Source organism: Agromyces sp. Root1464, from assembly GCF_001427265.1.
In the GTDB taxonomy this organism is placed as follows: Bacteria; Actinomycetota; Actinomycetes; order Actinomycetales; family Microbacteriaceae; genus Agromyces; species Agromyces fucosus.
Window position 1 is genome coordinate 1,520,426 of the sequence record NZ_LMFU01000002.1, and the last position, 26,779, is coordinate 1,547,204.

Here is a 26,779-nt window from a genome sequence, read left to right on the forward strand (position 1 = left end):
GCCGCTTCCGGAGCGGCCCACATGGGGGACACGGGTTTTCCGCGAATCGAGTCCGAATCGTTACAGAAATCCGGCTCAGCCGCCGGTGATGATGCCCCAGACGCCGGATCCGAGCAGGTAGAGGCCGATCGCTCCCACCACGATCCAGATGCCGAGCCGCATGTTCGACGGACGCTTCGGGTCCTTGTCGGGCTCGAGTTCGCCCTTCGGCAGGTAGTCGTTCATGCGCGGCATCCGCTCTCTCGTCGACTCACGTGACCGGTTCGACTCACGTGACCGGTTCGACTCACTTGACCAGGGGGAAGAGGATCGTCTCGCGGATGCCGAGGCCGGTGAGGGCCATCAGCAGGCGGTCGATGCCCATGCCCATGCCGCCCGACGGCGGCATGCCGAACTCGAGCGCGCGGAGGAACTCCTCGTCGAGGCGCATCGCCTCGGGGTCACCGCCGGCCGCGAGCTTCGCCTGCTCGACGAAGCGCTCGCGCTGCACGACAGGGTCGACGAGCTCGGAGTAGCCGGTCGCGAGCTCGAAGCCGCGGATGTAGAGGTCCCACTTCTCGACCACGCCAGGGATCGAGCGGTGCTCGCGCACGAGGGGCGAGGTGTCGAGCGGGAAGTCCATGACGAACGTCGGCCGAACGAGGCCCGACTTCACGTGGTGCTCCCAGAGCTCTTCCACGTACTTGCCGGGCAGCGGGTGGTCGACCTCGACGCCCGCGTCGTCGGCGAGCTGCTTCAGCCGCTCGACCGGGGTCGAGGAGGTGATCGTCTCGCCGATCGCCTCGGACAGCGAGTCGTACATCGAGATGCGAGCCCAGTCGCCACCGAGGTCGAAGTCGGTGCCGTCGGCCCAGGTGACGACGTGCGAGCCCGACGTCGCGAGCGCGGCGTCCTGGATGAGCTGCTGCGTGAGATCGGCGATCGTGTTGTAGTCGCCGTACGCCTCGTAGGCCTCGAGCATCGCGAACTCGGGCGAGTGCGTCGAGTCGGCGCCCTCGTTGCGGAAGTTGCGGTTGATCTCGTACACGCGCTCGATGCCGCCGACGACGGCGCGCTTGAGGTAGAGCTCGGGAGCGATGCGCAGGTACAGCTCGGTGTCGAACGCGTTCGACTGCGTGACGAACGGGCGAGCGGATGCCCCGCCGTGCATCACCTGCAGCATCGGCGTCTCGACCTCGATGAAGCCGAGGCCGTCGAAGGTGCGTCGCAGGCTCGCGTTGACCTTCGCACGGTCGATGACGTTCTTGCGGGCCTGGTCGCGGGAGATCAGGTCGAGGTAGCGGCTGCGCACGCGCATCTCTTCGGAGAGCTCGTTGTGCAGGTTCGGCAGCGGCAGGATCGCCTTCGAGGCGATGCGCCATTCCTTCACCATGATCGACAGCTCGCCGCGGCGGCTCGTGATGACCTCGCCGGCGACGAAGACGTGGTCGCCCAGGTCGACGAGGTCCTTCCACTCGGCGAGCGACTCCTCGCCGACCTCGGCGAGGGAGACCATCGCCTGGATGCGGCTGCCGTCGCCGGCCTGCAGCGTGGCGAAGCACAGCTTGCCCGTGTTGCGCGAGTGCACGACGCGGCCGGCGACGCCGACCTGCTCGCCGCTCGCCTCGTCGACGCCGAGCCCGACGAAGCGGTCGCGCACCTCGGGGATCGTCGCCGTGATCGGCAGGCGCACGGGGTACGCGCCGAAGGCGCGGTCGTCGGATGCCGCGATCAGCCGCTCGCGCTTGGCGAGGCGCACGGCCTTCTGCTCGGAGATCTCAGCAGCGCTGATCTCCTCGGCAGTGGGCTCGGGCGCGGCATCCGTCTGATTCTCGGCCATCGTTCTCTCTCGTCATGCGAAAAGGTGCGTGCACCAGCCTACTTGGGCGAACGCCGCGGCCGTCTCTCGACCGTGACCGTGACCGTGACCGTGACCGCGGAGATCTGCGCGACGTCGGCGAGACATCGCCCTCCGCTCCGGTTCTGCGCAGTTGTCCGAAACACTGGCGGGCGGCGTGCGCAGGCGCGAGGTCAGCCGAGCGTGATGGCGGCGTTGTCGATGAGGCGGGTCGCACCGACGCGAGCGGCGACGAGCACGACGGCCGGTCCGCGCGCGTCATCGGCGACGGGCAGGAAGGTCTCGGGGTCGACGACCACGAGGTAGTCGAGGGTGACGTCGTCGTGATCGCCGAACGCGGCGGCACCCTCGGCGAGCACCTCGGCGAGGCCGTCGGGCGCCGCGGCATCCGCTGCGCGCAGCGCTTCGCTCAGGGTGAGCGCTGCGGCGCGGTGCTCGGGATCGAGGAAGCGATTGCGACTCGAGAGCGCGAGGCCGTCGGTCTCGCGCACGGTCGGCACGACCTCGATCGAGGTCGCCACGTCGAGGTCGTCGACCATGCGGCGCACGAGGAACACCTGCTGCGCGTCCTTCTGGCCGAAGATCGCGACGTCGGGACGCACGATGTTGAGCAGCTTGCCGACCACGGTCAGCATGCCGTCGAAGTGGCCCGGGCGGGAGGCCCCCTCGTAGAGCGAACCGACCCGGCCCGCGGTGAGCATCGTGCCGACGGGGCCGTTCGGGTACATCTCGGCGACCGTCGGTGCGAAGACGAACTCGACCCCGAGCCCGTCGAGCGCCTGGACGTCGGCGTCGAGCGTGCGCGGGTAGCGGTCGAGGTCTTCGCTCGGGCCGAACTGCAGCGGGTTCACGAAGATCGACACCACGACGACGTCGGCGAGCTCCCGAGCGTGCGAGACGAGTGCCAGATGGCCCGCGTGCAGCGCGCCCATGGTCGGGACGAGCGCGACGGATGCCCCCGCCGCGCGTCGCTCGGCGAGGCGCTCGCGCAGTTCGGCGATGGTGGGCACGACACGTGCGCCCGATGCGGACCCGGTCACGCGCCACCCCCCAGCGGCCAGTCGGAATCGGCCTCGTCGATCGTATCGGCACCCTCGACGTATGCGCCGCTGTCATGCCGCGCGAGCGCGTTCTCGACGGTGCTGCGCACGAGCGGGGCGAGCACCGCGCCCGGCCGGGTCATGCCGATGCCGGAGAGGATGCCGCTGGCCTGGTCGACGATCGCGCTCGAGAACGAGACGGCGGTGTCGATCGCCTCGCCGTAGGCGGCGCGATCTCGCTCGGCCACGATCACGGGCTCCCCGCCCATCTCGACGACGAGCGCCTGGCCGATCGGGAGCACGGGCGCCGGCGCGGTGACCGCGAACCAGGTGCCCGGCAGTCGCGCGAGATCGATGCTCGTGCCTGTGAAGCTCATCGCCGGGTGCACGGCCAACGGGATGGCGCCGGCGAGCCGCGCCGGGTCGAGCACTCCGGTGCCGAACCGGGCGACGGTGTGCAGCACGAGCTGACCCGGCTGCCAAACGCCGGCGTCGGCGAGGCCGGCCACGAGCGGGCCGAGCTCGGACTCAGGCACGGCGAGCAGCACGAGTTCGCTGCGCTCGATGATCTCGGGGATCGGCAGCACGGGGACCGAGGGCAGCATCGTCGCCGCCCGCTCCCGGCTCGCCTCGGAGACCGCCGCGATGCCGGTGAGGGCGTGTCCGGCCCCGGCGAGCGCCGAGGCGAGCACGGCGCCCACGCGGCCGGCGCCGATCGTGCCGACGCCGAGCCGTCCGGGTCGATCAGTCGACATGGAGGGACTCCGTCTCGTTGGCAGCGGCCGGCGAGGCCCCCCAATGGTGGGAGGTGTCGATCGCCGCACGTTCGATCGCCTCGTGCGCGAGTCGGTCGAAGAGCGCGGCCGCGACGGTGCGATCGGCGACGGGCAGCAGCGCGCTGACCGGGCCGGTCACCGTGTGCAGCCGCAGCGTCGCGAGGTCGAGCGCGCGTTCGATCGGGCCGACCGACACGGCGACCGACTGCATGCGTGCGAGCGGCACGAGGCTGAGGCTGCGGATGAGTGCGCCGCGACGGATGACGGCGACGCCCGCCGTTTCGGCGAGGCCGATGCGCTTCCACGAGAACGGTCGCAACCATGCGGCGCGCTTCGGGGTGACGGAGAATCCGCCGGCGTCGCCGCGGCCCACGAGACCGGCGTCGACGAGGGCTTCGACCTCTGCTGCGGCATCGGGCAGGAGCAGGGCGAGCACCCGGTGGACATCGGCCGCGGTGCCGACCGGGAGCACGATCGTGCGCTGCGCCGCCTCGCCCGAGGCGGAGACCGACTGGCCCGCGACGTTGATGCGGACCGACCACCAGCCGAACGGCCGCCAGAACACCCACTGGGTGGCCTCGACGGCGTGCACGCGCCCCGGCGGGATCGTCTGGTTGCCGGTCGAGAGCAGTCCATGCCCGATGCGCACGCCGTCGGGCGTGCCCGCGATCGAGTAGCGCAGGGACTTCGTGATGCGCGACCACGTGTAGCTGACGAGACCGATGGCCGCGGGAACGAAGCTGAAGAGCACCCACATCTGGCCGGTCGTGACGCCGACGACGATGATCGCGACGAGGATGATCGCCCAGATCGTCGACCCGCCGAGCAGCGTCGAGCCGATGACCCTGCCGAGCGGCAGGTGCACGACCGACTCGGGCGGCGCGAGGTCGGGATCGAGCTCGGGGGCCAGGAACTCGTCGACGCGCTGGGTCACGAGTGCGCCGGCCCGGGCGCTCACCGGGGTGCGCTGGCCTGCGGCACCGGCCGCAGGAACGCCTGCGCCGGTACCGTCGGCAGCAGGAGCATCGGCCGCCGCAGCGGGAGCGCCGGGCTCCTGCGCCGTGCCGGGAACCGCCACGACTCCGGGAGCGACGACCGACGATGCATCCGCTCGGCCGTCGACCGCTCCTGCAGCCGGAGCGACCGCACCCTGCGCCCGCTCGGCGCGCGCGCCCGATGCGAGGCGCAGCACGTCGGCGCGCAGCGCGTCGGCGAGGGCCGAACCGAGGTAGGCGAGCTGCACGTTCGCCGACTGCCCGGCGACCGAGATCTCGAGCTTCGCGGTACCGAAGAGCCGCGCGAAGAGCGGACGGTTGACGTTGATGCCCTGGATGCGATCGAGCCTGGCGCTGCGGTGCGAGCGGAAGAGGATGCCGCTGCGAACTTCCACCGCCTCGGGCGTGACCCGGAACGTGTGCATGCGCCACGACAGCCAGAAGCCGATGACGACCGCGATGATGACCGCGGCGAGGGCGAGCAGCGCCCAGCCCACGAGCCCGTTCACCACGATGCCGCCGACCGGGTCGTTGGCCCAGTCCTGCTGCCATTCGCCGTACTCGGCGTCGATCGGCGCGGTCGACTCGGGCGCGAAGATCGCCAGGAAGATCTCGATGACCCGCTCGCGCAGGTTCGCGATGATGAAGCCGATCACCGCGATGAACACGAGGCCGCCGCGCAGCAGCGGACTCGCCGGGTGGAGCCGGTGCCACTCGCCGTCGGCGAGGTTCACCACTCCCTGCGGGCGGACCGGACCGCTCACAGTCCCGCCCGGCGCGACTCGGCGAGGGCGACGAGTTCGTCGCGCAGTCGGTCGGCCTCCGCCATCGGCAGTCCGGGCACCGTGACGGCGCTCGATGCGGCCGCGGTCACGAACTTGAGGTCGGCCAGGCCGAGTGCGCGCGCGACGGGACCCCGGGTGATGTCGACGAGCTGCATGCGACCGTAAGGCACCGCGACCTGTCGCTGGAACATGATGCCGCGGCGGAAGAGCAGGTCGTCCGCGCGCAGGCGGTATTGGATCGACCGCACGCGGCGCGGCTCGAACGCGATGCCGACGAGCGAGACCACGGCGATCGCCCCGGCGACCCACAGCGCCCACTGCCAGTGCAGCAGGAAGTAGGCACCGAGCGCGAGCCCGACGAAGACGAGCATGCCGATGATCGATCCGACCACCTCGACGAGCACGTACTTGGGCGAGACCCGAAGCCAGCCGGTATCGGATGCCTCGGGCGGCTGCGCATCGCCGAGAGGCTGCGGCTCGTCCTGCGGCTGCGCCTCGTCGTGCACGGTCTCATCGGGTTGGAGGCCGGGCGCCTCAGGCATGTGCGTGCTCTTCCTTCTCGGTGTCGGTGTCGTCGGGCGGCAGCGTGCAGAAGAACTCGGCGATGAGGCCGCCGGCCATGAGGAGTGCTGCGCCGATCGCGGTGGCGATCGCGAGCCAGATCGTGGCCGGCGACGGCACGACGCTGCGGGTCACCAGGAACAGGGTGATGCCGAGACCGAAGCCGAGCATGAGCGCCCCGCTCAGGCTGCAGGCCTTCGCGAGCACGGCGGTGCGCATGGCCCGGAACGGGTCGAGGTGCTTGGTCGCCTTGCCCTTCACGGCGCGGCGGATCGGCCAGGCGAAGGCCACGACGAGCGCCGCGACGCCGGCGAGGGTGATCGGGAGCGAGAGCGGGGGCACGATCGCCTTCGACCCGTTCGAGACGATCCCGAGGTCGATGAGATACCCGGCGACGATGCCCGCGAGCACGAACGCGATGATGGTCGACGGATGCGTGCGCTTCACCGGCGCACCACCTCGTCGGTGGCGGCGACGCGCAGGGCGGCGATCGGTCCGCGACCCGCGAGCTCGGCGTGGGGGTCGACATCGAGCCACGGCGCCAGCACGAACGCCCGTTGCCAGGCCCGGGGGTGCGGCAGCGTCAGGCGCTCGTCGTCGAGCACGACGCCCGCGACGTCGATGAGGTCGAGGTCGAGCGTGCGGTCGCCCCAGTGCTCGGTGCGCACGCGGCCGTGCTCGAGCTCGATGCGCTGCAGCAGCTCGAGCAGGGCGTGCGGCTCGAGCAGCGTCTCGACGACGACGACGCCGTTCAGGTAACGGGGGGCGTCGACGTCGACACCGCTGTCTTTGATGGCAGCGGTCTCGTACACCGGCGACACGGCCACGAGCTCGACGCCGGATGCCTCGGCGATCTCCCGCACCGCGGCGGCGATCGTCGCCTCGCGGTCGTCGAGGTTCGCCCCGAACGCGATGACGGCGCGCGTCATGCCCGGCCCCGCACGATCGTGACGGCGACGTCGCCGAACGGCACGGTGATGGGCGCCTGCGGCTTGTGCACCGTGACCTCGACCTCGTCGACAGCGGCGAAGCCGAGCGCCACCGCGGCGACCCGCTCGGCGACGGTCTCGATGAGGTCGACGGGATCGCGCTCGACTGCGGCGACGACGGCCTCGGCGAGCTCGCCGTAGTGCACGGTGCGGTCGAGTTCGTCGGATGCCGCTGCTGCCGCGAGGTCGACGGCGACCGAGACGTCGATCACGAACTCCTGCCCCTCGACGCGTTCGAAGTCGAACACGCCGTGATGGGCGCGTACACGAAGCCCGGTGAGGGTGATCCGGTCGCCTCGCCCGGGATTGCGCAGTTCAGTCACGTCGTCCACTCTGCCATGCGCCGAGGACGTCGAGGGCTCGGCGCGTGCCCTGCACGTCGTGCACTCGCACGGCCCATGCGCCGGCCTGCGCGGCGAGCACGCTCACGACCGCCGTCGGCAGGTCGCGGTCGGCGACGGATGCCTCATCTGGCAGCATCGCGCCGAGGAACCGCTTGCGCGACGCACCGACGAGCATCGGCAGCCCGAGACCGGCGAGCACGTCGAGCCGGCCGAGCAGCTCCCAGTTCTGGTCGCCGCGCTTGGCGAAGCCGAGCCCGGGGTCGAGGATGAGCCGGTCATGGTCGACCCCGGCCGCCACGAGCGCGTCGACCCGCTGGGCGAGTTCGTCGCGCACCTCGACGGCGACGTCGGCGTACTCGGCGAGCGAGTCCATGCGGTCGGAGTGGCCGCGCCAGTGCATGGCGACGTAGCGTGCACCAGTCTCGGCTGCGATCGGGCCCATCGCCGCGTCGGCGAGGCCCGCCGAGACGTCGTTGATGATCTCGGCGCCCGCCTCGACCGCGGCCTGCGCCGTGGCGGCGCGCATCGTGTCGACGCTGACCCGGATGCCGCGGCCGGCGAGCTCCCTGATGACGGGCACGACGCGGCGCAGCTCCTCTTCGGGCTCGACCCGGGCGGCCCCCGGACGCGTGGACTCTCCCCCGACGTCGAGGATGTCGGCGCCGTCGGCCACGAGCTCGAGCCCGTGCGCGATCGCGGCATCGGCGTCGAACCAGCGGCCCCCGTCGCTGAACGAATCGGGCGTCACGTTCACCACGCCCATGACGAGCGTGCGATCAGGCATTCGTCTGGGCCCCGATGAGCGTGATGATCTCGCTCCGGGCGGCGGGCTCCGACAGCGCACCGCGGCTCGCGATCGTCACCGTGGAGCTCCGCTCCTGCCGGGAGCCCCGCGTGGTCACGCAGCGGTGCTGGGCATCGAGCACGACGAGGACTCCTTTCGGGTCGAGTCCGGCCACGAGCGCGTCGGCGATCTCCTCGGCGAGCCGCTCCTGCAGCTGGGGCCGGCGGGCGAGGGTGTCGACGACCGCGGGGATGCGACCGAGCCCGACCACCCGGTCGCCCGGCAGGTACGCCACGTGCGCGGTGCCGACGAACGGGAGCAGGTGGTGCTCGCAGACGGACCGGAACGCGAGGTCGCGGAGCACGACCGCGTCGGAGGTCGCGGGCACGCCGGCGTCCGTCGCCCCGATCGGAACCGAGTCTGCGAGGTGACTCAGCGGATCGACGTCGAGTCCGCCGAAGAAGTCGGCGTAGGCCTCTGCAACGCGCTGGGGCGTACGCTCCAGCCCTGGTCGCGACGGGTCTTCACCGATCGCGAGCAGGATCTCGTGCACTGCACGCTGGATGCGCTCGGCGTCCACTCCGGCCATGTTCCCCTTCTTCGGGTCGACGGACTCGCCGTGCCCGTGACTAGGCGGTCGCGGGCCGCGGGTTCGACTTCGGTGCGCGCGCCGGCGCCTCGTCTTCGACGGGCAGCTGGTCGGAGTCGACCCCTCCGTCGACGGCACCCTGATCGATCGGCATCTTCTCGGTCGGGAACGAGATCGGCGGCTGGTCGGAGACCGGGCGCTTGTCGCTCGAGAGCCACAGCGGACGCTCGGGCAGCTTCTTCACGTCCTTGAAGATCTCGGCGATCTGCGTGTGGTCGAGCGTCTCCTGCTCGAGGAGCTCGGCCGCGAGCTTGTCGAGGATGTCGCGGTTGTCGTTCAGCACCTGCCACGCCTCGTCATGCGCCTGCTCGATGAGCGAGCGCACCTCGGTGTCGACCCGTTCGGCGAGCCGCTCGGAGTAGTCGCGCTGGTGGCCCATGTCGCGGCCCAGGAAGACCTCACCGCCAGACTGGCCGAGCTTGATCGCACCGACGCTCGAGCTCATGCCGAATTCGGTGACCATCTTGCGGGCCGTCGAGGTGGCCTTCTCGATGTCGTTGGAGGCGCCGGTCGACGGGTCGTGGAACACGATCTCTTCAGCGACGCGCCCGCCCATCGCATAGGTCAGCTGGTCGAGCAGCTCGTTTCGGCTGACCGAGTACCGGTCTTCGAGCGGCATCACCATCGTGTAGCCGAGTGCGCGGCCGCGCGGCAGGATCGTGATCTTCGTCACGGGGTCGGTGTAGTTCATCGCCGCCGCCGCGAGTGCGTGTCCGCCCTCGTGGTAGGCCGTGATGAGCTTCTCCTTGTCCTTCATGACGCGGGAGCGACGCTGCGGGCCGGCGATGACGCGGTCGACGGCCTCGTCGAGGGCGCGGTTGTCGATGAGCTGCGCGTTCGAGCGCGCCGTGAGCAGCGCGGCTTCGTTCAGCACGTTCGCGAGGTCGGCACCGGTGAAGCCGGGGGTCTTCCGAGCGAGCACCTCGAGGTCGACGCCGTTGGCGAGGGGCTTTCCCTTCGAGTGCACCTCGAGGATCTTCTGCCGGCCCTTGTGGTCGGGGGCGTCGACGCCGATCTGGCGGTCGAAGCGGCCGGGGCGCAGCAGCGCGGGGTCGAGGATGTCGGGACGGTTCGTCGCCGCGATGAGGATCACGTTGGTCTTCGGGTCGAAGCCGTCCATCTCGACGAGGAGCTGGTTGAGGGTCTGCTCGCGTTCGTCGTGCCCACCGCCGAGGCCGGCGCCGCGGTGGCGGCCGACCGCGTCGATCTCGTCGACGAAGATGATGGCGGGAGCGTTCTGCTTCGCCTGGTCGAAGAGGTCGCGCACTCGGGATGCGCCGACGCCGACGAACATCTCGACGAAGTCGGAACCCGAGATCGAGTAGAACGGCACGCCGGCCTCACCCGCGACCGCGCGGGCAAGCAGCGTCTTGCCGGTGCCGGGAGGGCCGTAGAGCAGCACGCCCTTGGGGATGCGCGCGCCGACGGCCTGGAACTTCGCAGGCTCCTTCAGGAACTCCTTGATCTCGTGGAGCTCCTCGATCGCCTCCTCGGCGCCGGCGACGTCGTCGAAGGTGACCTTCGGGCTCTCCTTCGAGACGAGCTTCGCCTTGGACTTGCCGAACTGCATGACCTTGTTGCCGCCGCCCTGCATGCCCGAGAGCATGATCCAGAAGAAGAGGCCGATGAGCACGAGCGGCAGCAGGATGCCGAGCATCGAGAGGAACCAGTTCGGCTGCGGGACCTCGTCGTTGAAGCCGTCTGCCGGGTCGGCCGCGTCGACGGCGGCGACGATGTCGGCACCGCGCGGCGTCACGTAGTAGAACTGCACCTGCTTGCCGAGCTTGTCGTCCTCTTTGGCGAGGGTCAGGTCGACGCGGTTCTCACCGTCGACGATCTTGACCGCGGCGACCTTGCCGTCGTTCAGGAGGTCGAGTCCCTCTTGCGTCGACACCTCTTTGAAACCCGATGCGGTGATGAGGCTCGACCCGATCCACACGGCGACGATGGCGAGCAGAATGTAGACGATCGGCCCGCGCAGGATCTTCTTGATGTTCATGGTGCTCACAGGCTACATCGCGCTTGCCGAAAGGCGGCCGAGTGTTCGCTGAGGGCGGTCACGGCCCGCCCGAGCGGCGACTGCCGACGACTCACAGAGCGGATGCCGCGCGGCGGGTGTCGCGCATTCCGAGCATGTACGGGAGCCCCGGGCCCACTGCGGCGAACGTCTGCCCGATGCGCTTCGGCCACGAGGGCGACGGCATCGGCTCGGGGGTCCGATCGAGGTCGCCCACGTCGACGAAGTACGCGCGCACGGTGCCGAAGCCCTCGAGTTCGGGCGCCACCTCGCGCACCGGCTTCGGCACCGAGTCCTCTCCGGTGAGGTAGAGCTCCTCGGAGAGCAGCACGTACTCGGGGATGTCGACCGGGTTCTTCAGCATTCGGTGCACCTGGATGACATCGATGCCCACGAGCTTGATGCGGTCGCGGATCGTCTGGATCGCGACCTCGCCGACATGCGCCACGAACTTCAGCTTGAGGTCGGCGGCGCCCTTGCACCCCTTGCACGGGCACAGGTTCGCCGTGACGTACCGGCGTTCGAGGTGGAAGGCGCGGTGCATCGCGACGGCGGCGTCGAGGATCTCGGGGATCGAGGCATCCGCATGCTCGTCGTCGACCCGCCGCGAGAGGAAGGCGGCGTCGCCCTCGATCTCGATGAGGTCGAATCCCGGGGCCGCGTCGATCATGCGCTCGAGCATGCGGCCCGTGTTGACCTCGGCGTGGGCGAGGCTCATGCGATGGGAGCTCATGTAGTCGGTGTAGCCACCGATGTCGGCGATCAGCAGCGCGGCACGGCCGGAGTCCATGCCTCACGATCCCACCGAGTCGAGGAGTTCTCAACACCCCTGTTCGGGTCGTCTGCCCGGGTCGTCAGGACGCCGGGTCGTCATCCGTTCGTTCGCCTGGCGAGTACCGGTCGAGCTGCTCGTCGACGACGACCGCCGCCGCCTGCGCGCTCGCCGTGTAGCCGAGGACGACGGGGAGGAATCGATCGGAGCCGAGCGCCCGCAGACCGAGGGCGCTCCTCGCGACGACCGAGGCCGTACGGCGGGTGCGGCGCAGCAGCGCGATCTCGCCGAAGCCCTCGCCCGGGCCGAGCGTCGCGACGACCCGGCCGTCGCCGACCACGTCGGCCTCACCGGACTCGATCACGTAGTACCGCTCGCCGACGTCGCCCTGCGTGAACACGGCGGCACCGGCGGCGACCCCGACCGGCTCGAGTCCGCGCGCGAGCTGCTCGATCGAGGGCAGCGGCAGGGTGCGGAACATCGGCACCCGCTGCAGCAGCTCGATGTCGTCGTCGAGCACGTCGACCGTGCGGTCCATGCCCCGCAGCCGCCGCAGCGAGAGGATCGCGAGCACCGGGCACACGAGTCCGATCGCGATGAGCGCGGCCGGCACGCCGAACCACTCGACGAGGAACGAGGCGACGACGGCGCCGATGCCGATGGAGATCGCGACGAGGCTCTCGAGTACCCCGAAGACGCGCGCGAGCACCTCGTCGGGAGCCATGCGGGCGATGAGCGTGAAGCCGGCGACGTCGACGAGGGCGTTGCCGACGCCGACGAACGCGAGGAGCACCAGCGTCGGCGCCTCGGCGGGGGCGAGGCCGACGAGGGTGAACGGCAGGCCCCAGAGCCCCACCCCGACGGCGAACCAGACGCCGAGCCGACCAGTGCCGACGAGCAGGGATGCCGCGAGCGAGCCGAGCACCGCACCGACGCCGACCGCGGTCATCAACGCACCGACCCCGGGCTCCCCCGTGCCGAGCAGCTCGATCGCGACCACCACCGAGAGCACCGTGAGGGCGCCCCTCGTGAGGGCCTGGGCCGCGGCGAGCCCGAGGATGAGCATCAGGTCTCGGTTGGCCGTGACCGCGCGGATGCCCTCGGCCGCCTCCCTCGCGAGGTTCGGACGGCTCGGCGCCGGAGGGCGCGGCGGTGCGTCGTACTTCAGTCGGGCGAGCAGGGCCGCGGCCCAGAACGAGGCGGCAGCGGCAACCGCGAACACGATGTCGACCCCGGTGAACTGCAGTAGCACGGCGGCGAGCAGCGGGCCGACGAGCGTGGCCGCGGAGTCGAGCAGTCCCCGCACGACATTGGCGCTCGCGAGTTCGTGCCCGGTCCGGCAGAGCGACGGGAGCAGGGCGGAGTGCGCCGGGCGGTAGAGCGTCGCGGCGATCGTCGAGAGCACGGCGAGCGCGTAGATGACGGCCGGAGGCCCGGCGACCGCGGCCACCACGGCGGCGCCGGCCGTCGCGAGTCCGCGCACGATCGACACCAGCACGAGCACCCGCTCGCGACGCCCCCGGTCGGCGATGGGCGACAGCAACGGGGCGAGGATCGCCGACGGCACCATGCGGAGCAGCCCGACGAGACCGAGCGCCACCGCGCCGCCGTCGCGGTAGGCGACGATGCCGAGCGCGACCGTGAAGGCCCACTCGGCGGTCCATGCCCCGAGGAAGCTCAGCTGGGCGCGGCGCAGGTTGGGATTGCGCCAGTTGCTCGTGAACGCAGCGGCAGCGTCGCGTACCCTGTCGCGGCGCCGGCCCTGGCCCTGGCCCATGCGATGACTCTAGGGCCTCTCCCACGTCAGCGTGCAGGCGACGTCGGGACCCCGGCGAGGTCAGCTGTAGACGTGCGGCGCGAGGATCGCGACATCCCGGAGGTTGCGGTAGTTCTCGGCGAAGTCGAGGCCGTAGCCGACGACGAACTGGTTCGGGATGTCGAAGCCGAGGTACTTGACGTCGACCGCGACCTTCGCGGCGTCGGGCTTGCGGAGCAGCGCGCAGATCTCGACCGACTTCGCGCCGCGCGACTCGAGGTTGCCGAGCAGCCAGCTGAGCGTCAGGCCGGAGTCGATGATGTCCTCGACGATCAGCACGTGGCGGCCCGTGAGGTCGGTGTCGAGGTCCTTCACGATGCGGACGACACCCGACGACTGCGTGCCGGCGCCGTAGGAGGAGACCGCCATCCAGTCCATGTTGATATGCGGGCGCAGTTCGCGGGCGAGGTCGGCCATGACCATGACCGCGCCCTTCAGCACGCCGACGAGCAGGAGGTCTTCACCCTCGTAGTCGGCCTCGATGCGACGAGCGAGCTCGGCGAGCTTCGCGTGGATCTCGGCTTCGGTGACGAGCACCTCGGTCAGGTCGGCTTCGATCTCGTTCGCGTACATGGCCTGCTCTCCTGTGGGGGCGATCGTGGCGCGTTCGCCGTGGGTGCGCGGCGAACGGATGCACCGAGCCTACGCCGTCGGTCCCTGTGGGTTGAGCCTGCCGGAACCGGCAGCAGGGGCGGTTTCGACACGCTCAACCCGCAGTCGGACCGCTCAGTGGTCGTGGGGAAGGATCTCGGTCGACCCGGTGGTGCTCAGCACGACGTGCCGCCCGGCTCGCGTGGCGAGCACGCCGCCCGGCAGGTCGAGCGGCCCCTGCCCGTGCCAGTCGGTCACGAGGCGCGCGACCTCGAGCGTCTGCGCCCGCGAGAGCGAGACGCCGAACTCGCTGCCGACGACGTGGCGGATGATGCGCTGCCGCAGCGCCGCCGGGTTCGCCGCGAGGGCGCCGACCGAGATCGCGATGCCGGCCTCGGCGGGTTCGCAGATCTCCTCGATGAACTCCTCGATCTGCTCTGAGAAGGCGGCCTCGTCTTCGCGGAGCTGCTCGGCCGTGCGCGCGAGGGCCTCGGCGACGCCCGGCCCGAGCTCGGCCTCGAGCACGGGCAGCACGCGCTCGCGCACTCGTACGCGGGCATAGGCGGGGTCGAGGTTGTGGGGATCGTCCCACGGGGTCAGGCCGGCGTCGAAGCAGGCCTGCCGGGTGTCCGCCCGCCGGATGCCGAGGAGCGGGCGGGCGTAGCGGCCGGCGCGCGCCGGCATGCCGGAGAGGCTCGCCGCACCCGAACCGCGAGCGAGTCCGAGCAGCACGGTCTCGGCCTGGTCGTCGAGCGTGTGACCGAGCAGCACGAGCGCCGCGCCGGTCTCGACGGCTGCCGCGTCGAGCGCGGCGTAGCGGGCGTCGCGAGCGGATGCCTCGGGCCCGCCCTTGCTCGCTGAGCCGGTCGAAGCGACCTCGACGCGTCGCACGACGACCGGGTCGAGACCGAGTGCCCGCGCGGTCGCCGCTGCGGCCTCGGCCACCTCGGCCGACCCCGGTTGCAACCCGTGGTCGACGACGACGGCGCCCACGCGCCATCCGGCGCGTGGCGCCTCGAACGCCGTGGCCGCGGCGAGCGCGAGGGAGTCGGCGCCGCCCGAGAGGGCCACGAGCACGAGCTCACGCTGAGTCGCAGGAAGATCGGGAGACACGCCGGAGTCGGGATCGGCGTGTTGTGCGTCTGTTCCTTCGACTCGGCGCACCGGATCCGTTCCCGGGGGAAGCACGGCACGGACCGCGCGGCGCACGTCGGCGATCGGCGGGGTCAGGCGCGGGCGGCGGGGAGCCGCGGCATCCGTCTGCTGGTCAGAAGGCATCAAGTAACCTTATTCCGCGCCCCGCGCGGGCGACGAAGCTTCCAGACAGTGCTTCCACGATCAAGGAGAACCACATGGGCGAGTACGCCGCCGTCATCGAGATCCCGAAGGGGAGCCGCAACAAGTACGAGGTCGACCACGAGACCGGCCGGGTCTTCCTCGACCGGGTGCTCTACACGACCTTCGTCTACCCGACCGACTACGGCTTCTTCGAGAACACCCTCGGCGACGACGGCGACCCGCTCGACGTGCTCGTGCTGCTCGAGTTCCCGCTCTTCCCCGGTGTCGGCGTGAAGGTGCGCCCCGTCGGCGTCTTCCACATGACCGACGACGGCGGCGGCGACGCCAAGGTCATCGCGGTGCCGGCCGGCGACCCCCGCTGGAACCACATCCAGGACGTGAACGACATCCCCGAGTTCACGCGCAAGGAGATCGAGCACTTCTTCGAGCACTACAAGGACCTCGAGCCGGGCAAGTGGGTCAAGACCGAGGGCTGGGCCGACGCGGCCGAGGCGGAGTCGCTCATCCAGAAGGCGATCGAGGCGTTCCCCGGTCACTGAGACCGGACATGAACGAAGCGGATGTCGCGGGCTCGCGACATCCGTACGCAGAAGGGGCGGGCCGAGTGGCCCGCCCCTTCTGTGCGTCTGGTCCGACTCAGCCGGCCGGCCGCGCCGCGGCCGAGGGGCTCCCCCAGATCGGCCACTCGCGCACGGGCTTGCCGTAGTCGGGGGCCTCGAGGATGCGTCCGCCGCCGAGGTAGATCGCGACGTGGTAGTAGCTTCCGCCCCCGCCCCAGAAGAGCAGGTCGCCGCGCTGCACGCTGCCGAGCGAGACCGCCTTCCCTCGTCCGGCGAGCGTGTAGTACTGGTTCGTCGCCGAGTGCGTGCCGATGCCGATGCCCGCCGCGGCGTACGCCGCCCGCGTGAGGCCCGAGCAGTCCCAGACGTCGGGGCCGGCACCGCCGAGCTCGTATCGCTCGCCGAGCTGCTGGCTCGCGAACCAGATGGCCGTCTCGACAGCGCTCGCGTTCGGCGGGGCGGGATCGGGATTCGGGGCGGGTGCGCCGCCGCCGCTGTTCCCACCGCCACCACCGCCGCCGGACGGCGGGGTCGGTGCCGGCGGGCGGCTCGCCTCGAGCGCCGCCTGCGCGGCCTCCTGCGCCTGTCCCTCGACTCGCTCCCGCTCGAGCTCGGCCGTCGTGTCCTTCAGCGTCGCGAGCTGCGCGTAGAGCTCGGCCGAACGCTGCTCCTGCACGGCCACGGCCGCCATCGCGGCCTCCGCCGCGGCGTGCGCCTCGTTCGCCTTCGTCTCGGCCAGCGCCGCGAGACGGGTGCGCTCCGCGGCCGCCTCCGCCGCCTGTGCGCGCAGCGCGTCGGCCGTGTTGCGATCGGCGACGGCCTGCTCGTAGACGGCGTGCGACTGCTCGCCGAGCTTCGACGCCATGCCGAGCTGCTTCAGCAGGCCGTCGGTGTCCTCGCCCGAGAAGACGAGCTCGGAGGTCAGGTCGTTGCCCGCGGTCTTCGCGAGGTGTGCGGCGAGGAGGCCCGCCCGCATCTTGGAGATCTCCGCGACGGCGTCGGCCTCGTCGGCCTGCTGGGCGAGCGTGGTCTCGCGTTCGGCCGCGCGATCGCGCTGGTCGACGGCGATGCGATACGACTCGGCCGCCATCTGCGACGCCTGCACCGCGGCATCCGCCACCTGCTGCAGGCCGGCCAGCAGCTCGCCGACGCGCGCGATCTCGGCCTGCTTCGTGGCCTCGTTGCCCTTGGCCTGCTCGATCTCGCTCCACGAGGGGTAGTCGGGTTCGGCCATCGCCGGCCCGCCGGCTGCGACGACCGATGCGGTCACGGCGCCCACGGCGACCGCGGAGAAGACGGTCGCCGGCTTCACGCGCGACACCGGCCTGGTGCGATTCTCAGCCAAAGTAGATCCCCCGATCGGCCATGAACGGCTGCGGATCGATACGACTCCCGCCGCTGTAGACCTCGAAATGCAGATGGCATCCGTCGGATGCGCCGGTCGTGCCGCTCGACGCGATGTTCTGCCCGGCATCGACCCACGCGCCGACGCCGACGAAGCGCCCGCCGTCGCGGATGTGGGCGTAGCCGGTCGAGATGCCGCCGCCGTGGTCGATCTTGATGAAGTTGCCGTAGGTGCCCGAGTAGCCCGAGAACGTCACCACCCCGCTGTTCGCGGCGTAGATCGGCGACGAGCACCCGGTGCCGAGGTCGACGGCGTAGTGGAAGGAGCCGGAGCACCCACCGCCCGAGCAGATCGGCGATCGCGGGCCGAAGTCGCCCGTGATGCGGCCGGCGGCGGGCTTCGCCCACCCGGACGACGCAACGCCGCCGGGCGATCCTGAACGCGCTGCCTCTTCCTTCCGCTTCCGCTCCTCCTCCTGGCGGATCCGCTCGCCCTCCTGATAGGCGGCAGTGGTCTTCGCCTCCGTGTCTTTGAGGAACGCGAGCTGCGCGTCGAGCTCGATCTTCTTCGCCTGCGACTCGGCGAGCGCGGCCTCGGCTGCGGCCTGCGCCTCCTGCGCCGCCACGAGTGCGGCCTCGGCGGCGATGCGCAGCTTCTCGCGTTCGGCCTGCGCGACTTCGGCCTGGCCGCTCAGCGCCTCGGCCGTGTTCTTCTTCTCCTGCGCCCGGTCGTAGATGCTCGAGGTGCGCTCGACCATCTTCTCCATGTTGCCGAGCTTGGAGAGGAGGGCGTCGGTCGCCTGCGCGTCGCCGGCGTCGAGGAAGAGGTTGACGCCGACGTCACTGCCACCGGACCGGTAGAGCTGCGCGGCGACCTGGCCGGCGTTCGTCTCGGCCGTCACCGCCTCCGCTTCGGAGGCATCGGCCTGCGCCTGGATCTGATCGGCCCGGAGCACGGCCTCGTCGTACTTCTGCTGGGCCACGAAGAGCTCGTCGGTGCGGCGCTCGGCCTCGGCACGGGTGACCTCGACGTTGACCTCGAGCTGCGCGATGAGCGCGGTTACCTGCTCGACCGCCGCGGCGCCCGCCGCGGTGTTGGCCTTCGCCGCCTGCAGCTCATCCCAGGTCGGATAGGTCGCGGCGAACGCGGACTGCGGTGGCGCGACGATCGGCACGACGAGCGCCGCGGCGAGGATCGCGACGACGGCGACCAGACGCTGCATCGTCCGCGGTCGTGCTGCGGCCCGGGCTCCCCCGGGAACCGGGCTCGTTCGAGCTCGGTCTGCGGGCGTTCGGTCTGCGGTGCGGTACATCATTCCCCGTCCACGCGGGCTCGGGTCCCCGCGCTCCTCAACTCTCGGTTCGGGCACTGGCAGCCCCACGATAGGCGGGAGTTCGGCGCATTCCGGGCATTTCGAGCGCATGTCCGCGGATGCCGCATGGCGGGCGCCGAGGCATCCGCGACCCTCGTTTTGCCATCTGCGCCGACTGCACGTATGCTTGGCTGTCGGCGGGCGTGACCCAGGTAACGCCCTCCGGCCCCATCGTTTAGTGGCCTAGGACACCGCCCTTTCACGGCGGCAGCACGGGTTCGAATCCCGTTGGGGTCACTGCACGACCAGTACGTATAATTGGCAAGATATAACTGAACACATCTCGGTGCCGAAAGGCATCACGAGGCCCTGTAGCGCAGTTGGTTAGCGTGCCGCCCTGTCACGGCGGAGGTCGCGGGTTCAAGTCCCGTCAGGGTCGCTCAGGCGACAAGCCCTTTCCCTTACGAGAGAAGGGGCTTTCTCCTTACTCGGGGTGATTCTTCATCTCGAGGCTCTGTAGCTCAGTTGGTAGAGCGCACGACTGAAAATCGTGAGGTCACGGGATCGACGCCCGTCGGAGCCACCATCGAAACCCCCGGTTTACCGGGGGTTTTCTGGTTTCAGCGGGCGATCTCGCCGGTACGCCGGTGAGGTTGTGCCATTAATGTGCCATTAAGGTCGGCGGGGGCCTGCCGTCTGGTTCGTTTCGATGGTTCGATGGCTGCGTTCTTGAGCGCGTCGTTCAGGGCAGCGCCGGCACGGAGCGCGACGCCCTCGCGGGCACGCGAGTAGCGCTCGGTGACTTGCAGGCTCGAGTGGCCGAGCGTCGCCTGCACGTCAGGAGCGCTGGCGCCGGCGTCGAACAAGATCGTCGCGAATGTGTGCCGGAGGTCGTGGATGCGCAGGTCGGGCCGGCCGATCGCCTCGCGAAGCGTCTCCCAGTCGACGCCGCGCCGCGCGTTGTGGTTGGTGAGCCGGCCGCCGTCGGGTCCGGCGAACAGCAGGTCGTTCGCCTGCTTGCCTCTCGCGGCGACCTCGGCGTACGGGCGTAGCGCGTCGATCAATGGAACGTCGCGAGACTTGTGGCTCTTGGGCGACTGCTCGATCAGCTCACCGTGCCGACCAGGACTCAGCGATCGGCTGACGTGGATGACACCTCGCGCGAAGTCGACGTCGCCGACCCGCAGCGCGGTCGCCTCCCCCGCCCGCATGCCGGTGTAGACGAGCGCGGCAACGTAGCCGCGGTAGGCGCCCTCGGGCACGAGGTCGAGGAGCGTTCCGATCTGGTCGAGCGTGAGCGCGCGAGAGACTGGCGAGATGGACTCGCGCATGCTCGGCCGCTTCACCTCGCGCGCCGGGTTGTGGTCGATGAACCGGGAGCGCCGGGCGCCATCAAGCAGGCGTGAGAGCACCGCGAGCGCATCGTTCTTCGCGGATGCCCCGCCCGGCCACGCCACCATCGCCGACTCGATCATCGGCGAGGTGATGTCGTCGAGCCTTTGCCGGCCCAAACTCGGCTTCACGCGGAGCCGCCATCCCACGCCGTAACTGCGCGCGGTCGCCGGTCGCACCGAGGATTCGATCGCCGGCCAGTACTTCTCGTACCACTGCTCGAGCGTCATCGTCCGGGTTGCGGCCTGCAACCATCTTCGCGAGCTCGCGCTTGGCCTCGGCCAGTGTGAGGAACGTGCGGGACCGCTCAGCCGCGCCACCTTCAACGCTCGGGCCGACGACGCGGATCTGGTATCGCTGCCGGTCGGCGCGCCAGCGGATGCCCTCGGGGAGCGGACGGCCCGTTCTCGGATCGACGCGGCTCGGTGTATCCCGGTTCGGCCGCCCGGCCATCAGTGTTCCGTTCCACCCCGGGCGAGCAGGTCATCGATCGTGTCGGCGCTCCAGAGCAGATGCTTGCCCATGTGCGCGTCAGGCTCCGGGATCAACCCGTCGTGACGCAGCTTGTCGAAGCTCGAGACCGGGATGCGACACCGCTCGGCCGCTTCGATTCGGCTCAGATACTCGACCCTCAGCGCGACGTCGACCATGATGCATCCTTTCGGCTACTCCGCCTCCGTGCTGGCATCTGGTGCACGCCGACACAAGCGCGGCTATTTGCAAGTACCTGAGAATATCACCACGTCGCGCATTTTGGCAAGTATATGAGTTGAGTGGTTAGACTCGACGCATGCCCGCTCCGACGCCCCGCCCCGGTGACCAGTCGTACGACGGCCTGCTCGTCACAGACGACCTGCCCGAGGGCTGGTACCTGCCCAACCGATTCCCCGGCGAGCGCGACGACGACGCGAGCGAGCAGATCGACCTGGTTCTCGGGTACGACGACCAGGGCGCGCCAGCCGAATCAGATCAGAACGAGACCACCGGCGGTCGCTGGCGCTACCTCGAACACGAGGCCACCCACACTCGCGTGATGATCCGCCTGCAGCGGCAGCTCTTCGCCGTACCGGAGGAGGTGCGCATCACGGGCGTGATCTACCTGCCATGGCAGCCAGGCGACCCGATCACGAGCCAACTCCTCCGCGAGCTGCCCACCGCCCGCATCGAGGCCGCGATCAACAAGCGCCTCTTCGCGATGAAGCGCACCGAGACGATCACCGGCGGGAAGATCCTCCTCCCCTCCGGTCGAAAGGTCAGCGAGCGGGACTTGCTCAAGCCGTTGGGTGATCCGAAGAAGGTGCCCGATTTCTACGAGATGGTCGCGCTGCAGCACGGCCGGCTCACGCAGCAGGGCGACGCGAACCCAAGCGCGACGATGGCGCAGGTCAACAGAGTCGCCCTATCCACTGCTCAAGGTTGGATCACGAAGGCCCGCGACCGTGGGCTCCTCCCGCCTGGGCGACGCGGGCGCGCGGGATAACTTCACGACGACGCCGGAGGCCCGCGCGCTCGGTGACTGGCCCCGAAGCGAGCGGCAGCGCATACAGCCCGTGGGCACCCGCCGGTTGCCGCTTCCGGACGGGGCCACCGTTGCAGTTGCCCTATCCCTGCGGGCATCTTCACAGGGCGAGGCAAACGATCGCGACTACTCGCACACCGACGAAGGTGGTCGAGGTCGATCGACCGGCAGCTGAGGACCCTTTCCGACGCGCGCGACCAGGTGGAAGGTTCGCAATCACGGGACGACAACCTCCCGCAGATGGCTCACGGGGAGGGTGACGTCGACATAATTGGAGTGCGCGCGATCTATCACGGTGCCGAATTCGAGGTTCCGGGCGCTGCTCACGAAGTCGCAGAATATGGAGGACAGGTGAGACTGCTCTACTCATTCGAGACTGGCCTTCGGCCGCAGGCTCGCGGGGAAGCCTCCACTGCGGCGCGTTCAATCCCTGAGGCCAGCGTGCCGCTCGCGGCGCGACAGAGCGTACGACCTAACCTGGCGCATACATGAACACCTCTGAGCTGATCCAGTCGCGGCAATACCTGTCGCATGTTGGGCTATGGCCGAGCGCTCGCGAACTCGACATCGAGGGATGGCGGGCGAACTTCGAAAACGGCCCTGACGTAGAGATCGCAGACGAGTTGCTCGAAGCACATGTTCACCTCAACGAGGAGCAAATCACACACGCAGTAGCCGCGACCATCCGCTCGTTGTCGACACTGCCACGATTTGGCACGGCTAACCACCGGAGGGCTGAGTGGAAGGAATACCTTAGCCGTGTGATCGTCTCGTTCCCACTCGCGCAGGACGGCGATCCTACGGGTTCTGGCTACATATTTGCCCGCCTCGCCAGCGAGAAGCTGGGCTTTCCAGAACGCCAGGTACAGACCCCCGAGCAGCTGATTCGCGGGCTCACCTCCAGCGAAGAACCCATCGACCTGCTGATGTTGGACGACATCACAGCCTCGGGGACGCAGTTCGGCCGGTCGTGGAACCGAAGAACGCAAACCTCGCGGGGCCGATTCAGCCTTGCCGACATGGAGGCGAGCGGGAAGATCTCCACTGCCTACTACCTACCGGTGGTGGCAACGGCCCACGCCAAGTCTTCAATCGAATCAGCCTGTGCTGTTCAAGTGGTTCCTACCTACCTGTTGACCCCTGACTACAGCGTGGTTGATGCCGAGACCAGACTGGTACGCGCCGATCTTCGCCCCCTCGTTGGCGACTTCCTTTCGCGGTACAGCCCTAGGACGGGATGCGACCAGTACGGGAACGCCGGCTATGGCGATCTTGGGTTGGCGCTCTCATTTCACCACGGCTGTCCAAACAACACCGTCCCCGTCCTCCAATGGGCGCCGAAGACAACGGATTGGACCCCACTCGTCTCATGAGTCCCACATCCCAAACAGCTCTGCTCGAATCGATCACCCGCGCAATGGGGCAGGTTCGCGCAGAGTATGAGAACGACGATGACCTCTATCGGCGCTTTTCGGCACCGCTGTACTTCCACAAGCTGCTGGGTTTAACGCCGGCGTTCCTCATTGGTGGACGAGGAACGGGAAAGACGACGACTCTCCGATCCATGTCGTATAGGGGCCAAGCCAAGGTGTCCAAATCGTCCGATCCGGGATTGTGGCCGGTGATCGGCGCCTATTGGAAGGTCGAACCGAGCGTGGTGACCGCGTTCAAGGGCCGAGGCGTCGACGAGGACACATGGACACGCGTGTTCTCCCATTATCTGAACCTCCGGCTCAGCGCACTCGTTGTGGACTTTGCTCGCTGGGCTCACGACAACCACAGACCCATTACTTTCGATAAGCACCGCGTCACGCTCTTCACCCGCGCGCTGCACTTGCGCCAAGTTGAAGATATCGAGGAGTTAGCAAACGAGATCGATCTCGCCCTCGTCGATATTGAATCGAAGCTGAATGGCAGCATCTCCGCGCTATCGGGGAGCCCACTTTCCCTGCTGGGGCGCCCGCTCGAACACTTGTTTGACGCAATCGGGCCCACGGGCGTGACCCGCGAGCGCCCCTTCATGTTCTGTTTGGACGAGTTCGAGAACCTCGTTCCGTATCAGAAGAAGATAGTAAACACGCTCATCAAGCAGGTCGGGTCGGGGCCCTTTACCTTCAAGATCGGCGTGCGAAACACCATCGCGATCGACCCATCGACATTGGTGGACGGCCAGCCGATACAGGATCCGGCAGACTTCACAAAGATTGACATCGTCGCAGATCTCAAAGATGAATCCTTCGAGCAGTTCGCGGCGACAGTTGTGACTCAACGACTCGATCTCGTATCCGAACCCGTGCTCGCTCCCAGCGAGCTTCTGCCCGCCATCTCCGCTGATGATGAAGCGGTGCTCTTGGGAGCCGATGAGCTCAAGAAGCATCTCCGACAAGAGGTACTGAACTCCGCTGCGCACACGGCGGCAGACCTCCAGTTTGTTGACGCCGCGACACCACTCGAGTCCGCTCTAGCAGTGCGCTGGGCCGAGAGCCATGGTGAGCCCGTGTCTGAATTGGTTCAGTGGGCAGTCAAGCACCCTGCGAAATGGCAAACCCGTATTGTCAACTACAGCTACGCGGCGCTCTTCACAATCAGGACTAATCGTGTAGGCCCACGCAAATATTACGCGGGCTGGAAGACTTATTGTCAGATGGCCGACGGAAACATCCGGTACATGATTCGCCTGGTGCATGAGGCGCTGCGGCTGCATGTCCTCTCGGACAACCCACTTGACGAGGCTGTCTCGATAGTGGATCAGACAGACGCCGCAACACGCGTGGGAGAGACAACGGTACGTGATCTCCAAGGATGGTCGCGTCAGGGTGCTGATCTCACCCGACTAACGCTTGGCTTGGGGAGCATCTTCGGGAGTCTTGCCCGCGAGGCCGCTCTGTCAACGCCTGAGGTGAACCAGTTCCGCGTCGGCTACTCGGGCAGCATGGCCTCATCGCTCGAGGTAGAGCGACTCCTGGGCGAAGCGGTCGGGCAGGGAGTCCTGATTGGCTTTGAGGGAGACAAGAATGCGCGCCGCTCCGGAGCCACTCCGGAGATGGACTATCAGTTGCACCCAGTCCTTTCCCCCTTCTTCGTATACAGCCCCAGAAGTAAACGTCGAATGACGCTCCAAGCCGACCAGGTCGTTTCGCTTACAAAGCGAGAAACGGCAGGCCCCACGGTGAGGAAAGTTCTCGCCACACGAGGAGCAGCGGCCAGGAATCTCCCCGACGAGATCACTCTGTTTTCGGATGCCATCCGTGATTGATCTTCAGGACCCGACATTTACGCGTCGGGTCGAGCTGGAACACCTCGCCGAATTCGGAATCTCACACCTCTTCTTCGGAGCGGACATTGAAGAGGAGCGCGCTTCGATCATGGCCAGCGCTTTTCCAGCGGGGTCGCCTACGGTCGCCTGCCGAGTGGAGGAGCTGGATGAGGCGGTCTGCCTGTTCCATGCTTACGACGAGCGTGTGAACCTTTTCGAAGCATCCCAACTTGACGACCTCCTGAGCGGCCTTACAGGCACCCTCGCTGTCGACCTGACCAGTCTCGAGAACCGTGTCTGGGCCCCTCTCGTTCGCGCTTTGGTCAGGCATAGCGCAGACTTCCTTGCCTTGTACGCGGAGCCCGATGACTACCGCAAGGGCGATTTGCCCGGGTTCGTATATGACCTGAGTGTGGGGCGGGGAATCGAGCCGCTTCCAGGCTTCGCTCAAGTCTCTCGTCGCAGCAACGATGAAGGTCACTTTGCCCCACTCCTGGGCTTCGAAGGAGCACGGCTAAGCCACATCATCGATCAGGAGGAGGTTGAAATAGCCCGCTCCTATCCGGTTGTCGGGTCGCCTGGATTCCGCGTGGAGTACCCGACTACGACATACGTTGCCAATCAGAGTGTCCTGGAGCTGGAGCACATGGATCAGCGTGTTGAGTTCGCTCAAGCAAGCTGTCCGTTCGAGGCATATCGCGCGCTCGCACGAATACACTCGCGAATCGGCGACCAGCATTTGCGCATTGCGCCGATTGGCACAAAACCGCATGCTCTCGGTGCAATCCTCTATGCGATCGAGCATCCCGCAGGCACAGAGATTGTCTACGACCACCCGGAACGCTCCCGCGGTAGAACTCGAGGAACACGGGGTGTTTACGTCTACGAAGTCAGCGGCTTCTTGGCAGATCTCAGTAGTCATGCAGCGCGATAGAGTCCGGGTCGACGACTACTACACCCCAGTATGGGCCGCCGAGGCGCTCGCCAACGTCTTGCCGGCATCGCTCGCTGGCGCGGTGCTCGACCCCGCCGTGGGAGGCGGCGCTCTGCTCGAAGCGGTGGAGATGCGCTTCGGGGGCGAAGTTTCGCTTCTCGGCATCGATGTCAGCGAAGACGCCGTGCGCCAGCTCCGCAATGCACACTCCGAGTGGTCGGTCAGCACGGCAGACTTGCTCCGCGCGTCTTCTCGTGCGGCAAGTCGCGTTTGGCGTGCTGCACGACGAGATGACCTCGCCGCAGTCGTCATGAATCCGCCGTTCTCTTACCGGGGAAACGGTGGGGCGATAATCGAGTACCTCGGATTCCGAGGTCGTGTCGCGCCGTCAATGCACTTTTTGACGGAGGTCGTGCGATCGCTGAACCCGAGCGAAGGATTCTTTGCCATCATGCCGGACGGCGCGCTCGATGCAGAGCGCCATCAGGATCTATGGCAGCAGTTGATGCTCGATTACGACGTTGAGCGGCTGCTCCGTCTCAGCAACTCCTCCTTCCGAGGAGCGCGGGTATCGACGTCGATCGTGCGACTCCAGCCTCGGCGGAATCCGCCTACCGTCGCGACCGCTCCAATCGCTGCGTTCGCGAACGTTTCACCGCCTCCCAAACCGCAGCCGATGTCTTACTGTCGCTGCATCGAGGTTGTGCGAGGTCGAGTTCCATTGCACTCGTTGCCCTCACTGGCTGGAACCGGCACGACCGTACCTTTCATCCATACCACTGAGCTTGAGTCGACCACCTTGGTTCGGTCGGCCCCCGAACGTCTAGCGGATATTGCGCCACTGCTCCTTATCAGCCGCGTAGGCAAGTGGCGCACGCCTCGCCTTATTGAGGTGGGCCACATCGTATTGAGCGATTGTCTCTTTGGAATCCGGCCAAGGGACAACGCGACCCTCGGCGACTTGATCACCACCTTGCCGACTCTCGCCTCAGATCTTGAGCGGCGAATGCGCGGCACGGGCGCGCCGTATCTGACGCTTGCCGATGTGACCTCCGTACTACGCGACGCCGGATGGCACGTACACATCATCAAGGCGAGCGGCACACCAGGTGACTGCTGCTGCGACAGCTCCATCCTGGACTGTGGTGCAAGCCCTCAGCCGCAAATGCTCGAAGCAGGGCCTTCAGGCCTCTAACAGCGGCGAGG

At 68.4% G+C, this 26,779-nt stretch carries 26 protein-coding genes and 3 tRNA genes; 9 read left to right on the top strand and 20 right to left on the bottom strand.

Annotated features, from left to right (window positions below; all coding sequences use genetic code 11):
* Positions 1–75: 75 nt before the first annotated feature.
* From ASD23_RS18885 to tilS, 16 genes are all read right to left on the bottom strand, one after another.
* Positions 76–225 carry a hypothetical protein gene (locus ASD23_RS18885; RefSeq protein ID WP_157377077.1) on the bottom strand — a complete coding sequence of 50 codons (150 nt, stop codon included), beginning with the start codon at positions 223–225 and terminating at the stop codon, positions 76–78.
* Positions 226–286: 61 nt separating this feature from the next.
* On the bottom strand, positions 287–1,819 hold the full coding sequence (lysS, locus tag ASD23_RS12725) for a lysine--tRNA ligase (protein WP_056011102.1): 1,533 nt from the start codon (positions 1,817–1,819) through the stop codon (positions 287–289).
* A gap of 191 nt (positions 1,820–2,010) precedes the next feature.
* Positions 2,011–2,877 carry a pantoate--beta-alanine ligase gene (gene panC / locus ASD23_RS12730; RefSeq protein ID WP_082571415.1) on the bottom strand — a complete coding sequence of 289 codons (867 nt, stop codon included), beginning with the start codon at positions 2,875–2,877 and terminating at the stop codon, positions 2,011–2,013.
* Positions 2,874–3,632, bottom strand: a complete 759-nt coding sequence (locus ASD23_RS12735) for a Rossmann-like and DUF2520 domain-containing protein (RefSeq protein WP_056011105.1) — start codon at positions 3,630–3,632, stop codon at positions 2,874–2,876. Before ASD23_RS12735 ends, panC begins: the two co-directional genes overlap by 4 nt.
* Complete coding sequence (locus tag ASD23_RS12740) at positions 3,622–5,412, bottom strand: PH domain-containing protein (protein ID WP_157377078.1); 1,791 nt, start codon at positions 5,410–5,412, stop codon at positions 3,622–3,624. The genes ASD23_RS12735 and ASD23_RS12740 overlap by 11 nt, the downstream gene beginning before the upstream one ends.
* Positions 5,409–5,975, bottom strand: a complete 567-nt coding sequence (locus ASD23_RS12745) for a PH domain-containing protein (protein WP_082571416.1) — start codon at positions 5,973–5,975, stop codon at positions 5,409–5,411. Before ASD23_RS12745 ends, ASD23_RS12740 begins: the two co-directional genes overlap by 4 nt.
* Positions 5,968–6,441: a DUF3180 domain-containing protein gene (locus ASD23_RS12750; protein ID WP_056011111.1), complete on the bottom strand. Its 474-nt coding sequence runs from the start codon at positions 6,439–6,441 to the stop codon at positions 5,968–5,970. The genes ASD23_RS12745 and ASD23_RS12750 overlap by 8 nt, the downstream gene beginning before the upstream one ends.
* Positions 6,438–6,923 carry a 2-amino-4-hydroxy-6-hydroxymethyldihydropteridine diphosphokinase gene (gene folK, locus ASD23_RS12755; protein WP_056011114.1) on the bottom strand — a complete coding sequence of 162 codons (486 nt, stop codon included), beginning with the start codon at positions 6,921–6,923 and terminating at the stop codon, positions 6,438–6,440. Before folK ends, ASD23_RS12750 begins: the two co-directional genes overlap by 4 nt.
* The gene (folB, locus tag ASD23_RS12760) at positions 6,920–7,306 is read right to left on the bottom strand and encodes a dihydroneopterin aldolase (RefSeq protein ID WP_235507731.1); all 387 of its coding nucleotides are present in this window, start codon (positions 7,304–7,306) and stop codon (positions 6,920–6,922) included. The genes folK and folB overlap by 4 nt, the downstream gene beginning before the upstream one ends.
* Entirely contained in the window at positions 7,299–8,111 is an 813-nt protein-coding gene (gene folP, locus ASD23_RS12765) for a dihydropteroate synthase (RefSeq protein ID WP_056011117.1), read from the bottom strand. Before folP ends, folB begins: the two co-directional genes overlap by 8 nt.
* Positions 8,104–8,700 (bottom strand): GTP cyclohydrolase I, encoded by a 597-nt coding sequence (gene folE / locus ASD23_RS12770; RefSeq protein WP_056011120.1) that lies wholly within the window; start codon positions 8,698–8,700, stop codon positions 8,104–8,106. The genes folP and folE overlap by 8 nt, the downstream gene beginning before the upstream one ends.
* 40 nt (positions 8,701–8,740) lie before the next feature.
* Complete coding sequence (ftsH, locus tag ASD23_RS12775) at positions 8,741–10,759, bottom strand: ATP-dependent zinc metalloprotease FtsH (RefSeq protein WP_056011123.1); 2,019 nt, start codon at positions 10,757–10,759, stop codon at positions 8,741–8,743.
* A gap of 91 nt (positions 10,760–10,850) precedes the next feature.
* Entirely contained in the window at positions 10,851–11,567 is a 717-nt protein-coding gene (locus tag ASD23_RS12780; RefSeq protein WP_056011125.1) for a DUF2652 domain-containing protein, read from the bottom strand.
* A gap of 64 nt (positions 11,568–11,631) precedes the next feature.
* Positions 11,632–13,326 carry an MFS transporter gene (locus ASD23_RS12785; protein ID WP_056011127.1) on the bottom strand — a complete coding sequence of 565 codons (1,695 nt, stop codon included), beginning with the start codon at positions 13,324–13,326 and terminating at the stop codon, positions 11,632–11,634.
* 60 nt (positions 13,327–13,386) lie between these two features.
* A complete protein-coding gene (gene hpt / locus ASD23_RS12790; RefSeq protein ID WP_056011130.1) occupies positions 13,387–13,938 on the bottom strand; it encodes a hypoxanthine phosphoribosyltransferase in 552 nt (183 codons plus the stop codon).
* Between the two features lie 153 nt (positions 13,939–14,091).
* On the bottom strand, positions 14,092–15,234 hold the full coding sequence (gene tilS / locus ASD23_RS12795) for a tRNA lysidine(34) synthetase TilS (protein ID WP_056011133.1): 1,143 nt from the start codon (positions 15,232–15,234) through the stop codon (positions 14,092–14,094).
* Positions 15,235–15,308: 74 nt separating this feature from the next.
* On the opposite strand from tilS, the gene ppa reads away from it, so the two are divergent.
* Positions 15,309–15,794 (top strand): inorganic diphosphatase, encoded by a 486-nt coding sequence (gene ppa, locus ASD23_RS12800; RefSeq protein ID WP_056011139.1) that lies wholly within the window; start codon positions 15,309–15,311, stop codon positions 15,792–15,794.
* Between the two features lie 97 nt (positions 15,795–15,891).
* Here ppa and ASD23_RS12805 read toward each other — a convergent pair whose 3' ends face one another.
* Positions 15,892–17,160 (bottom strand): C40 family peptidase, encoded by a 1,269-nt coding sequence (locus ASD23_RS12805; RefSeq protein WP_235507732.1) that lies wholly within the window; start codon positions 17,158–17,160, stop codon positions 15,892–15,894.
* Positions 17,153–18,382 carry a peptidoglycan DD-metalloendopeptidase family protein gene (locus ASD23_RS12810; protein WP_056011146.1) on the bottom strand — a complete coding sequence of 410 codons (1,230 nt, stop codon included), beginning with the start codon at positions 18,380–18,382 and terminating at the stop codon, positions 17,153–17,155. Before ASD23_RS12810 ends, ASD23_RS12805 begins: the two co-directional genes overlap by 8 nt.
* A 314-nt stretch (positions 18,383–18,696) precedes the next feature.
* Here ASD23_RS12810 and ASD23_RS12815 point away from each other — a divergent pair.
* The 3 genes from ASD23_RS12815 to ASD23_RS12825 all read left to right on the top strand — a co-directional run bounded on the left by ASD23_RS12815 (position 18,697) and on the right by ASD23_RS12825 (position 19,058).
* Positions 18,697–18,769 (top strand) — tRNA-Glu (locus ASD23_RS12815).
* A gap of 68 nt (positions 18,770–18,837) precedes the next feature.
* A tRNA-Asp gene (locus tag ASD23_RS12820) sits at positions 18,838–18,911 on the top strand.
* A 71-nt stretch (positions 18,912–18,982) separates the two neighbouring features.
* Positions 18,983–19,058 (top strand) — tRNA-Phe (locus ASD23_RS12825).
* 34 nt (positions 19,059–19,092) lie between these two features.
* On the opposite strand, the gene ASD23_RS12830 is transcribed toward ASD23_RS12825, so the two are convergent.
* Positions 19,093–20,094 (bottom strand): tyrosine-type recombinase/integrase, encoded by a 1,002-nt coding sequence (locus ASD23_RS12830; protein ID WP_056011149.1) that lies wholly within the window; start codon positions 20,092–20,094, stop codon positions 19,093–19,095.
* Between the two features lie 222 nt (positions 20,095–20,316).
* Complete coding sequence (locus ASD23_RS12835) at positions 20,317–20,514, bottom strand: hypothetical protein (RefSeq protein ID WP_056011152.1); 198 nt, start codon at positions 20,512–20,514, stop codon at positions 20,317–20,319.
* A 140-nt stretch (positions 20,515–20,654) separates the two neighbouring features.
* Here ASD23_RS12835 and ASD23_RS12840 point away from each other — a divergent pair, with 140 nt between their 5' ends.
* The 5 genes from ASD23_RS12840 to ASD23_RS18890 all read left to right on the top strand — a co-directional run bounded on the left by ASD23_RS12840 (position 20,655) and on the right by ASD23_RS18890 (position 26,768).
* A complete protein-coding gene (locus ASD23_RS12840) occupies positions 20,655–21,344 on the top strand; it encodes a hypothetical protein (RefSeq protein ID WP_056011155.1) in 690 nt (229 codons plus the stop codon).
* A 527-nt stretch (positions 21,345–21,871) separates the two neighbouring features.
* Entirely contained in the window at positions 21,872–22,756 is an 885-nt protein-coding gene (locus ASD23_RS12845) for a phosphoribosyltransferase-like protein (RefSeq protein ID WP_157377079.1), read from the top strand.
* On the top strand, positions 22,753–24,639 hold the full coding sequence (locus ASD23_RS12850; protein ID WP_157377080.1) for an ORC-CDC6 family AAA ATPase: 1,887 nt from the start codon (positions 22,753–22,755) through the stop codon (positions 24,637–24,639). Before ASD23_RS12845 ends, ASD23_RS12850 begins: the two co-directional genes overlap by 4 nt.
* The gene (locus tag ASD23_RS18975; protein ID WP_162248745.1) at positions 24,632–25,573 is read left to right on the top strand and encodes a hypothetical protein; all 942 of its coding nucleotides are present in this window, start codon (positions 24,632–24,634) and stop codon (positions 25,571–25,573) included. The genes ASD23_RS12850 and ASD23_RS18975 overlap by 8 nt, the downstream gene beginning before the upstream one ends.
* Positions 25,560–26,768 (top strand): N-6 DNA methylase, encoded by a 1,209-nt coding sequence (locus tag ASD23_RS18890; protein WP_162248746.1) that lies wholly within the window; start codon positions 25,560–25,562, stop codon positions 26,766–26,768. The genes ASD23_RS18975 and ASD23_RS18890 overlap by 14 nt, the downstream gene beginning before the upstream one ends.
* The last annotated feature ends 11 nt before the right edge of the window (positions 26,769–26,779 follow it).

Coding starts and splice junctions, on each gene's coding strand:
- folP (WP_056011117.1), bottom strand. CDS start 8,111: ATGCCTGATCGCACGCTCGTCATGGGCGTGGTGAACGTGACGCCCGAT.
- ASD23_RS12835 (WP_056011152.1), bottom strand. CDS start 20,514: ATGGTCGACGTCGCGCTGAGGGTCGAGTATCTGAGCCGAATCGAAGCG.
- folK (WP_056011114.1), bottom strand. CDS start 6,923: ATGACGCGCGCCGTCATCGCGTTCGGGGCGAACCTCGACGACCGCGAG.
- ASD23_RS12785 (WP_056011127.1), bottom strand. CDS start 13,326: ATGGGCCAGGGCCAGGGCCGGCGCCGCGACAGGGTACGCGACGCTGCC.
- ASD23_RS12780 (WP_056011125.1), bottom strand. CDS start 11,567: ATGGACTCCGGCCGTGCCGCGCTGCTGATCGCCGACATCGGTGGCTAC.
- ASD23_RS12830 (WP_056011149.1), bottom strand. CDS start 20,094: ATGACGCTCGAGCAGTGGTACGAGAAGTACTGGCCGGCGATCGAATCC.
- ASD23_RS12735 (WP_056011105.1), bottom strand. CDS start 3,632: ATGTCGACTGATCGACCCGGACGGCTCGGCGTCGGCACGATCGGCGCC.
- ASD23_RS18885 (WP_157377077.1), bottom strand. CDS start 225: ATGAACGACTACCTGCCGAAGGGCGAACTCGAGCCCGACAAGGACCCG.
- ASD23_RS12850 (WP_157377080.1), top strand. CDS start 22,753: ATGAGTCCCACATCCCAAACAGCTCTGCTCGAATCGATCACCCGCGCA.
- lysS (WP_056011102.1), bottom strand. CDS start 1,819: ATGGCCGAGAATCAGACGGATGCCGCGCCCGAGCCCACTGCCGAGGAG.
- ppa (WP_056011139.1), top strand. CDS start 15,309: ATGGGCGAGTACGCCGCCGTCATCGAGATCCCGAAGGGGAGCCGCAAC.
- ASD23_RS12745 (WP_082571416.1), bottom strand. CDS start 5,975: ATGCCTGAGGCGCCCGGCCTCCAACCCGATGAGACCGTGCACGACGAG.
- ASD23_RS12840 (WP_056011155.1), top strand. CDS start 20,655: ATGCCCGCTCCGACGCCCCGCCCCGGTGACCAGTCGTACGACGGCCTG.
- ASD23_RS12810 (WP_056011146.1), bottom strand. CDS start 18,382: ATGCAGCGTCTGGTCGCCGTCGTCGCGATCCTCGCCGCGGCGCTCGTC.
- ASD23_RS18890 (WP_162248746.1), top strand. CDS start 25,560: ATGCAGCGCGATAGAGTCCGGGTCGACGACTACTACACCCCAGTATGG.
- tilS (WP_056011133.1), bottom strand. CDS start 15,234: ATGCCTTCTGACCAGCAGACGGATGCCGCGGCTCCCCGCCGCCCGCGC.
- hpt (WP_056011130.1), bottom strand. CDS start 13,938: ATGTACGCGAACGAGATCGAAGCCGACCTGACCGAGGTGCTCGTCACC.
- ftsH (WP_056011123.1), bottom strand. CDS start 10,759: ATGAACATCAAGAAGATCCTGCGCGGGCCGATCGTCTACATTCTGCTC.
- folE (WP_056011120.1), bottom strand. CDS start 8,700: ATGGCCGGAGTGGACGCCGAGCGCATCCAGCGTGCAGTGCACGAGATC.
- ASD23_RS12845 (WP_157377079.1), top strand. CDS start 21,872: ATGAACACCTCTGAGCTGATCCAGTCGCGGCAATACCTGTCGCATGTT.